Raw genomic sequence first — 648 nt, forward strand, 5'->3', positions numbered from 1 at the left:
CGCTCATTGGTGCCGTCGGTGATCCGCCCGGTGTTCCAGGCGCGCGTGCGCACCGAGGTGCTGGCCGCTGCACCCACGTTGCTCAGGGTCTCCAGTTCGAGCAGCAGGTCGCCGCCGGAAGCCAGCACGCTGTAGTGGTTGACCAACGCACCGGCCCGGATCAGCAGCCCGCCGTTGCCTTGCATGACGCCGGCCGGGCTGTCTTCCTCGATCCGGCTCACGAAGGTTTCGGTGGCGACGTAATCGACGTTGTGATGATCGCCGCCGCAGTCGTAGCAGACGACGTGCATGGACCCGCCGGTCTGTTCCTGCACCAGCGTGAACACGTCCTTCGTGTTGGTGACGGTATCGGCTTCAATGCTCAGCACGCCGTCGGCTTCGATGTGGCCGGAGCGGTTCTCCACCGTCTGCGCCGCCGCGTCGGTGCGCCCGCTCACGGTGAGCGCGCCCAGGCTATAGATATCGGCGCGCCGGTTGTGTACCTCGTTGGCCGCCAGCAGCAGGTCGCCGCCGGAGAAGATCAGGCCGTTCTCGTTCTGCAGGCGCTGCGCCCGGATCGTCAGCGTGTCGCCCGCGCCCAGCGTGCCCTGGTTGTGGACGGTTTGCGCCGTCAGTGCGAGCTGCTCTGCCGCCGTCAGCGCGCCGCTG

At 67.9% G+C, this 648-nt stretch carries 1 protein-coding gene; it reads right to left on the reverse strand.

Annotated elements, in window-relative coordinates; genetic code table 11:
* On the reverse strand, nt 1-648 hold a 648-nt coding region (locus tag JYJ39_RS13970), incomplete at both ends, for a hypothetical protein (RefSeq protein WP_205205270.1).

The sequence above is a fragment of the Azonexus hydrophilus genome (genome assembly GCF_905120355.1).
GTDB lineage: Bacteria > Pseudomonadota > Gammaproteobacteria > Burkholderiales > Rhodocyclaceae > Azonexus.